The sequence below is a fragment of the Nitrospirota bacterium genome (genome assembly GCA_026387665.1).
Classification (GTDB): domain Bacteria; phylum Nitrospirota; class Nitrospiria; order Nitrospirales; family Nitrospiraceae; genus Palsa-1315.
Window position 1 is genome coordinate 621,691 of record JAPLLG010000007.1, and the last position, 8,405, is coordinate 630,095.

Annotated in this window: 7 protein-coding genes and 2 tRNA genes; 4 read left to right on the forward strand and 5 right to left on the reverse strand. The window is 60.3% G+C overall.

Going from position 1 to position 8,405, the window contains the following annotated elements; translation table 11 throughout:
- Window positions 1-5 precede the first annotated feature (5 nt).
- From rpe to fmt, 3 genes are all read right to left on the reverse strand, one after another.
- Complete coding sequence (rpe, locus tag NT179_07360; GenBank protein MCX5721834.1) at window positions 6-707, reverse strand: ribulose-phosphate 3-epimerase; 702 nt, start codon at window positions 705-707, stop codon at window positions 6-8.
- Window positions 707-2,125 carry a 16S rRNA (cytosine(967)-C(5))-methyltransferase RsmB gene (rsmB, locus tag NT179_07365; GenBank protein ID MCX5721835.1) on the reverse strand — a complete coding sequence of 473 codons (1,419 nt, stop codon included), beginning with the start codon at window positions 2,123-2,125 and terminating at the stop codon, window positions 707-709. The genes rpe and rsmB overlap by 1 nt, the downstream gene beginning before the upstream one ends.
- A gap of 321 nt (window positions 2,126-2,446) precedes the next feature.
- On the reverse strand, window positions 2,447-3,385 hold the full coding sequence (fmt, locus tag NT179_07370) for a methionyl-tRNA formyltransferase (protein MCX5721836.1): 939 nt from the start codon (window positions 3,383-3,385) through the stop codon (window positions 2,447-2,449).
- Window positions 3,386-3,476: 91 nt separating this feature from the next.
- On the opposite strand from fmt, the gene NT179_07375 reads away from it, so the two are divergent.
- Window positions 3,477-3,553 (forward strand) — tRNA-Met (locus NT179_07375).
- Window positions 3,554-4,167: 614 nt separating this feature from the next.
- A complete protein-coding gene (locus NT179_07380; protein ID MCX5721837.1) occupies window positions 4,168-4,533 on the forward strand; it encodes a hypothetical protein in 366 nt (121 codons plus the stop codon).
- A gap of 234 nt (window positions 4,534-4,767) precedes the next feature.
- Here the strand turns inward: NT179_07380 and NT179_07385 are convergent, their stop codons facing one another.
- Window positions 4,768-5,280, reverse strand: a complete 513-nt coding sequence (locus tag NT179_07385) for a DUF2726 domain-containing protein (GenBank protein ID MCX5721838.1) — start codon at window positions 5,278-5,280, stop codon at window positions 4,768-4,770.
- 6 nt (window positions 5,281-5,286) lie between these two features.
- A complete protein-coding gene (locus tag NT179_07390) occupies window positions 5,287-6,465 on the reverse strand; it encodes an anhydro-N-acetylmuramic acid kinase (protein ID MCX5721839.1) in 1,179 nt (392 codons plus the stop codon).
- 341 nt (window positions 6,466-6,806) lie between these two features.
- Here NT179_07390 and NT179_07395 point away from each other — a divergent pair, with 341 nt between their 5' ends.
- Together NT179_07395 and NT179_07400 are read left to right on the forward strand one after the other, a co-directional pair.
- Window positions 6,807-8,255 (forward strand): hypothetical protein, encoded by a 1,449-nt coding sequence (locus tag NT179_07395; protein ID MCX5721840.1) that lies wholly within the window; start codon window positions 6,807-6,809, stop codon window positions 8,253-8,255.
- Between the two features lie 62 nt (window positions 8,256-8,317).
- Window positions 8,318-8,404 (forward strand) — tRNA-Leu (locus tag NT179_07400).
- Window position 8,405 lies beyond the last annotated feature (1 nt).

Below are 8,405 nucleotides of genomic sequence, written 5' to 3' on the forward strand. Positions count from 1 at the left end.
GAGGCCTATCGGTGAGCAGAGACGCGTTGGGGCGTCGTGGAAGAAGGTTGGCCGGCTGCGCGCATCGCAGCAATCGTCGCGGCGTAATCTGGACTGGAGAAAATGGCCGACCCGGCGACCAACACGTCGGCGCCCGCGGCTAATATTTGAGATACATTGTCGACCTTAACGCCGCCGTCCACTTCGAGCAACGCGCGGCTCCCGGCCCGATCGAGCATGGCGCGGGCCGACGTAATTTTCTTTAAACAAGAAGTGATGAACTTTTGCCCGCCAAAGCCGGGATTGACCGACATGATCAGCACCAAATCCACCTCGGCAATGATTTCCTCAATCGTACTGAGCGAAGTGGCGGGGTTCAGGGTCACCCCTGCCTTGACTCCTCGTTCCTTGATTGCCTGCACCGTGCGGTGAAGATGAGGACAGGCTTCCACATGCACGGTGAGATAGTCCGCGCCGGCGTCGGCAAACTCGGCGATAAAGGCATCGGCGTTGGTGATCATGAGGTGAACGTCGAGCGGCAGCTTGGTGACTTTTCGGAGAGCCGCCACGATCGGCGGACCGATAGTCAGATTCGGCACGAAATGCCCGTCCATGACATCGATATGGAGGAAGTCGGCCCCGGCCCGTTCCACGGCTGCCACTTCATCGGCCAGCCTGGCAAAGTCAGAGGCTAAGATCGAGGGGGCGATATAAATGGGGCGTGCCATCACAAAACCTTCCTCAGTCGTGCGGCGTAAAATCCGTCCATCGAGAACCGGTTTCCCACGGTCGAGAGCGCGCCTGACTCAGTGACAAATTCCTGTGCCGCAGGCGGGAGCCAGGAGGAGACGGACTCACGCTGGAACTCCGCATGGGCACGGCAGAATCGCTCGATCACGTCTTCGTTTTCTTCCGGCTCCGTCGAGCACGTACTATAGACCAGCACCCCGCCAGGCCGCAAGCATGGGACCACCGCTTCGAGGATCTGATATTGGAGCGTCTGATGCCGAGGGAGCAACTGCTCATCCTTCCGCCACTTCGCTTCTGGATGGCGCCGGAGCACCCCGAGCCCGCTGCAAGGCGCATCCACCAAAATCCGATTGACCAGCGGCTGGCCCGCTGCTGATTGCTTCACGGAGGGGCCCCATTCACGGGGCTCTCGGATATCGCCGGCAATCGGCACGACGTTCTGCACTCCGAGCCTGCGACAATTGGTTCGCACCAAATCCAACCGGGCCCCGCTCCGATCGACGGCGTAGATGGTTCCCTTGTTCTGCATCAGCTCAGCCAGATGGGTGGATTTTCCTCCCGGCGCCGCGCAGGCATCGAGCACGATCTCGCCAGGCTGAGGATCCAGGAGGAGCGGCACCAATTGGGCCGCTTCATCCTCAACATAAAAGGCGCCCTCTTGAAAGCCGGGGAGCGAAGGCACAGGGCCTCCGTCCGCAAGCACGATTCCGAACGGGCTTACGGTGGTCGGCCTGGCCGTCACACCGGCTTGGGCAAATTTTTCAAGGAGCGCGGCTCTGGTCGTGACCAGCTGGTTCACCCGTAGCGTCATCGGAGGCGCAACGCTCACCCCTTCGCAAGCAGCTTCCGCAGCGGCAGGCCCCAGCCGCTCCACCCAGCGCCGGCTGAGCCAGGTCGGAACCGAATACTTCACAGAGAGAGCCTGAGCCGGATCCTGATCCATGCTGGGCCATGGCTCAGGAGGATGACGCAAGAGCGAGCGCAACACCGCATTGACGAGCCCGCTCCAGTCCCTGCCAACTGTGCCGGCAAAGGCTCTGGTCAAGTTGACCGATTCATTGACGGCGGCAGACTGAGGAATGCGATCCAGAAACAATAATTGATAGGCGCCGAGCCGGAGCACCATCTGCACCGCGACGGGCAAGCGAAGCAGCGGCTTGTCCAAAACCGGTTCAAGCCGCCAATCGATGGTCGCAAGCCGCCGCAAAACTCCATAAGTGAGCTCGACGGTGAGAGCCCGATCACGGCCATCGAAAGAGCAGCGAGCGAGGGCTCGGTCCAACAACACATCGACTCCCTCCTCGCTCTTCTCTGACTCCACCAGCAACGAGAGGGCGATCGCACGGGCTGACGGTGCGGTCTGGGCAGTAAAGAGAGATCGAGGACCAGATGCCATAGGTAACTCAAATGGGGGAATGTTACGAGAACGCAGGCTCCCCTAATAGGCTGTAAGAAAACTCGGTTGATACGGAAAGCATGGCCAAAATATTCCATACAGTGCTGGGGCCAGAATCACCTCAGGATGCTCAAAAAGGCCGTCCAGCAAGGCCGCAGCGAGCGATCAAATACGAACTTCCAAGCTTGCTTGTTTACGTTATCCCAGGATGGCCCGGATGAGTCCCCCCACTGCGCGCGTCCAACGAGGCCCTTCCGAGGGCGCGCGTTGCGCGAGCACAGGGGACTCACCGGGGCATCCCTCCCCTGCTGGCGGGCTTTTTCAGCATCCTGATAGCTGCAATCCGACGGCAATCGGGTGGCCCGCCACATATTGAGAGACGGCCATCCGGCGGCTATTGGCCGGCTGCAACTCCAGCAGGGCAAGGACTCCCTCCCCGGTCGCGACATGAATCGCCTCGTTGGTGACAGCCACCACTGCCCCTGGAGGCCTCGTGGCTGGGCCTGGAAGGGCCTGGGCTCGCCCGATCGTCCAACGGTCACCTCCCGGCACAGCCGTATAGGCTCCAGGCCAGGGAGCCAGGCCACGGACCCGATTGGCCAGAGCCACGGCTGACAAGGTCCAATCGATAATCCCATCTTCCTTCTTCAGCAAGGGAGCCATGGTCGCTTGCGAAGAATCTTGCGGCTTCGGCACGAGGGTACCGGCCTTCAGTCGGGCAATCGTCTCGACCAGCAACCTGCCCCCCAACTCTGCTAACCGTGGCGAAAGGGTGCCGGCCGTATCGTCATCGCTAATAGGAATGGCCTCTTGAAGCAACATCGCGCCAGTATCCATTCCCTCATCCATCAACATGGTCGTAATGCCGGTTTCTCGTTCGCCGTTGATGATGGCCCATTGGATCGGACCAGCCCCGCGATATTTCGGAAGCAGCGATCCATGCACATTGACGCAGCCAAGCGGAGGAAGCGAAAGGACCGCCGGAGGCAAGATACGCCCGAACGCCGTGACCGCGATCAAATCCGGCTTCCACCCGGCCAACGTCTGAAGAAATTCCGGGTCCTTCATCTTGAGGGGCTGCAGCAGAGGAATCTTTTCCCGCTGGGCCAGGAGTTTCACCGGCGACGGAGTGAGGACCTGACCGCGCCCTTTCGGACGATCCGGCTGCGTCACGACGCCGACCACGACATCGTCCGACTTCAGCAGGGCCTCAAGAGAGGCAGCCGCAAAATCCGGCGTACCCATAAACACAATATTCATGTTATCGCTTTAGCATTGCAGATGCGCGAAAGCAACCGGGCCGCACGGCTGCTGGCTTGACTTGCCGTTCAACCCTTTGTTAGCATCCTGATGCGGGGTGGAGCAGCCCGGTAGCTCGTTGGGCTCATAACCCAAAGGTCAGAGGTTCAAATCCTCTCCCCGCAACCAACCAGTTCTTTTTCCTCTCAACAACTTACTTGATCAGCGGTTCTCACGGCCCCCACTCGCGCAATCTCGCGCTGAGATCGCAAGGATGCCGAGAGCCATCAACAACGATCATTACCTACGATGCAACTGGGTAAAATTTGCCTGATGGGTCTGGATAGCCAGGCAAAGGGATTCTGTTTACCGTGCCTTTGCTTCCTGGACGTGAACCAAGGCGTTCCTCTGCCAGCCTCCGAGCAGTCTATCCCCACAAACAGACCCACCATATTGTCTGAGATCTGAAATCCATCGATCTTTCGATTGGTTGCAAGGTCCGTGGGCCTATACGCGATCAGCGACTCGACCATCCTGCCGATAGCCGAGCGCACAGCCCTGTATCATCCATGTACGCTCAGTCCGTACGGAATTGAACTGGGCATCAATGTTTTCCCGCAGTGCCATTGCGTAAGTCGTAAGTAATCTTACCGGACCGCATAAATCCGAATATAACGAACAAATGGGAGGGGATCGTGACTCAGGCACAAGGATTGCGAGGAGGTCCTCAGGGCTGAGGCGCGGCGGCAGGCATAGGGCCTCTCGCATGGCCCTCACTCAACACTAACCAAAGGGGGCGGGCCATGAGATCATCTGAGAGAAAGCGCATGCTGGCATTGACGTTCGCAATCACCGTCGTGCTTGCAGGGGGAAGCTTCGCATTGGCGGAAAATCAGCCATCTGAAAAGATGGACACGGCGCCGGGGCTGACGCATGAAATCATCGACGGCGAGGTGGTCAAGATCGAGGGCGACGTCTACACGGTTCGTAGCGGCTATCCGGATAATGGCAGCGCGAGCCAGGCGCGTGGCTGGGGCGGCTCCTTGACCCAGAAAGAAGTCCGCGTGTACGTCGGCAAAGAGACCAAAAAAATCAAAGGGGACAAGAAAGTCGGAGATAAGATCCGAGCCGAAGTGACGTTCGGCGGCTTTGCAAACTCCATTCAGTAAGGGCTGATGGTCACTCATCGAGACGGGCTGGTCCGCAAGGATCAGCCCGCTTCGTTCATTATTCATCGCTCACCGTTCAGCGTTTCATGGCTGCCGAGAACGTTCCCGCAAGATGCTCAAAAAGTTCGCCCAGCAAGGCCGCAGCGAGCGAAGAGGCGAGGCGTACCCTTGCCGTACGTTGAGCCTCTGAGCGAAGCGAGAACGATGATGGCGGACTTTTTCAGCATCTTGCCGTCATTCGTCGGAGCCGAGCCCTAACAACTCCGCCAGCTGAGAGACCGTGTAGGACGTGCGGGAGTCCAAGATAATCAGCCCGATGCCAGCCGCCTGCAGAACTGACTGAATCTCCCGCCGCCGCGCAACCTCCTCAGGCTGAGGGGGCGACCCCTCCTCCAGCAAGACCACCTGCTCCACGATCTTCGATCCAGGATGGAGCAACACAAAGTCGAGTTGCTTCAGCGCGATCTTCCGCAAGACGTGCAAGCGCGCCTGCTTCTCTCCCTCGACGCTGACGATCGACCAGAGCGGAACCCGCGCGAAGACCAGGAAATGGTCCTGCACAGCCAGCCATATCAGGTTGTAGAGCAGGAGATCCCTATCGGTCAGCAGGGGCTGGGGCCGCAGCGTGACGCCGGCAGGAAGGACCATGGCCTCGTTCTTGAGCGGCCCATTGGTCGACGAACCCTTCAGCTGCCAGAGCAGAAAAACTAGAAACGCGACCGCAAGGACGATGAATAGATGTTCCATCGTGCTCTATCGCGAAGGCAGGGAGTCACGCCAGCTTGGCCCGTTCGGCACAATCGTGCCAAGGATCACGGGATGCGTTGCGCCAGTGACCGACGGGATGTTGCCCCACTGGCCTGTCACGGTTTGATAGGCCAGCAGGGCGAAGGCCACCGCTTCAAACGACTTACTGTCCCATCCGATGGCGTCGAACGTAGTGACCGGCACCGGAGCGAAGACCGTCGAGAGATGAGCCATGATCGCGCGGTTGCGGACGCCGCCGCCCCCCACCACCACTTCATCGATCTCGCCCTTGATCCAGCGCCGCGACGTGCCCACCGCCTTGGCAGTCCAGAGGCTGCAGGTCGCCAACAGATCCGCGATCGAGAGGCCCCGTTGCTGCTGAATCGAGATCAGCACGTCGATCAGTTCCGGGCCGAAGGCTTCCCGTCCGGTCGATTTGGGTGGCCGCTGGGACAGAAAGGGATGGGCGAGCAGCTTCTTGAGTAATTGCGAATCGACCTGCCCCTTCATCGCCAACTTCCCACCGCGATCCATCGACAGCCGTCCCTCCGTCAACCGCGCCATGAGACTGTCCAGCACCATATTGGCCGGCCCCGTATCGAAGGCCTGCACCCCGGCCAGGTCTCCGCCTTTCGGCACGTAGGTCACGTTGCTGATGCCGCCGAGATTCACGATCAACCGCGCGCGGCGCGCATGTTTCATGAGCAATGCATGGGCGACCGGCGCCAAGGGAGCCCCCTGGCCCCCTGCGGCCATGTCCCGCGTCCGAAAGTTCGCGACCGTGGTAATGCCCGTGCGCTCGGCGATCACCGCAGGCTCGGCGATTTGCAGGGTCGAACGGATCGTCCCGATGCCTGGCACAGAGATGCCATGAGGCAGATGGTGCAGCGTTTGGCCATGAGAACCGATCAAGGCCACCTTGCCCGGCTGACGCTTGGCCTGCTTGATCACGCGCAATGCCGCCTTGGCAAACCATTCACCCAGCAATACATTGAGGTGACAGACCTCCGCGACCGTCCCGGACACAGAGGCGGAGAGGATGCGCTGCTGTAACGAACGGGGGTAGGCGACTGTGTGGGCCGCGAGCGTCTTCGCCTTGAGGGTGCGGCCTCGCCCGGTAATCTCCACGAGCGCGGCATCGACTCCATCCCCGGAAGTTCCGGACATCAGTCCAACAACAAGCATAAATGAAGTCCTCCCATGACCGTCGCGCAACCACAGGATGCTCAAAAAGGCCGTCCTCTTTGTCCGTCGTTCGTGAAGCGTCGTTCGTATCTCGTCGCAGCCGCAGAGGTGGGCTTTTTGCGAGATACGCTTCGCGATTCACGCTTCACAGGTTTCGAGAACGCCGCTGGCGGACTTTTTCAGCATCCTGTTAGGCTGCTACGCTAATGGAACTGCTCGATAGGGTCAAGCGGAAGCGCGCCGCGACCTCCCCTCGAAGTTTTTCAGTAGCCTGCTAGACAGGCGTAATGGCCGACCGTATGATGGCGAACACGAATCGAGAACTGCTTTCCAAGGACCTCATGACCGCACGGGACCTCATCGACACATGGGCGCGCCGGCTTGAAGCCGAACAGAAGCAGGTGGGCAAGACTTCGCTCGACCAGCCCATCACTCAGGTCTCATGCCGCCTGGTGCGCACGATCGGCACCTTGCACCTCTACGAGCTGACACTTCCGCAGGGCTCCTCCCTCGCACATGACACGCCCCTCTCCATTATCCCGCCGGACGACATGGAGCCGACCGAAGGCCTCGTGCTCGGCGGGCAAGACAATGTCGTCCTCGTCCAGACCTTCGATCACATCGGGCAGGCCTGTGCCGATGCGACCGTGGTGCCGGATCGGGCAGGCCTTCTGGCCACGGCGGCCAAGCGATTGCGCGACATGCTGGCGCAGCCTGACTCCTATCGGCTCGGTCCGGCAGACCGATTGGCGCCCCTCCTCGAAGCGACGGGAGCAGGAGAACCGTCAGGAGCCGGAGCAGGATCGTCGATCCTCTCGACCATCTGGTCGGACGACCTTTCAGTGCGACGGCAACGATTGGCCACGCTGGCCATCGAACTGATCCGCGCCAACAAACGCATGCTGGTGGTCTGCCCCGATCACCAACAGGCGGACGCACTCATCGGCACGATCGCGCGGGCCATGAAAGCCGCGGGGCTCACCTATAAGACCTGGGTGACTCGCTATGAAATGGCCTTGGCCCAGCAGGCTGATGGGATCGGGATTCAGGAGCTGGGGTTCGAAGCGCAGATGCACCAGTTCTATGCCAAGTCTCGCGCGGACAAGGCCGCGCTCCGGCGCAAGTACGAGCGGTTTCGCGAACTGACTCCTGTGTTAGCCTATAAGGCGCAGAAACAAAAGGATCTCGATGAAGTGCGCCTCCTGGAATGGCGCTTGATGACGCAGCTCACCGATCTCCAGAACAAGATCAAAGACGTGAACGCCACTCTGGCGGAATACGAAAACCTCCCGCTCTTCCGGAGGCTCAGCCTGCAAGCCGTCGGGAAAAACGTCGCATCCCTGCATCAATACCTTGAACTGTACGAGAGTCAATGTGCCGAACTGAAGGGAGAGCTCGATGTTGCCAAGACGCGCATCAATGAACTCGTGCCGGAAGCCGCTGTGCCGAAAGACATGCGACCGGAGTTCGACGAGCTCAAGGGAGACATCGTCCATCTGGGCGGGACCAAAAAAATCCGTGAGATACTCGCGGCGGAGGAAGACACCAACCGGCAGGCCTTCATCCAGAATCGGCGGCTCGTGGTCACCACGGCATCGCGAGTGCTGAGCGATCCCCTCTTCAGCCGCGTCCGGTTCGACGTCTTGATCGCCGACGAAGCCCCCCGGATCGCGGCGGCCCCCCTGCTCGGCGCAGCAGGGCTAGTCCGCGAACGGATCGTGCTCAGCGGCGATACGAGGGACATCGCAACCGCCGGGCTCTGGGCCTCACGAGCGGCGCATATCAGCTAATTCACGCCCCTTGCTTGACTGGGACCTCCATAATTCAGGATAATCCCCTTCCACCTCGATGTGCCGAAGTGGCGAAACTGGCAGACGCACTAGATTCAGGGTCTAGCGCCCGCAAGGGTGTGCGGGTTCAAATCCCGCCTTCGGCACCAA

Coding starts and splice junctions, on each gene's coding strand:
- rsmB (MCX5721835.1), bottom strand. CDS start 2,125: ATGGCATCTGGTCCTCGATCTCTCTTTACTGCCCAGACCGCACCGTCA.
- fmt (MCX5721836.1), bottom strand. CDS start 3,385: ATGAATATTGTGTTTATGGGTACGCCGGATTTTGCGGCTGCCTCTCTT.
- NT179_07395 (MCX5721840.1), top strand. CDS start 6,807: ATGACCGCACGGGACCTCATCGACACATGGGCGCGCCGGCTTGAAGCC.
- rpe (MCX5721834.1), bottom strand. CDS start 707: ATGGCACGCCCCATTTATATCGCCCCCTCGATCTTAGCCTCTGACTTT.
- NT179_07385 (MCX5721838.1), bottom strand. CDS start 5,280: ATGGAACATCTATTCATCGTCCTTGCGGTCGCGTTTCTAGTTTTTCTG.
- NT179_07390 (MCX5721839.1), bottom strand. CDS start 6,465: ATGCTTGTTGTTGGACTGATGTCCGGAACTTCCGGGGATGGAGTCGAT.
- NT179_07380 (MCX5721837.1), top strand. CDS start 4,168: ATGAGATCATCTGAGAGAAAGCGCATGCTGGCATTGACGTTCGCAATC.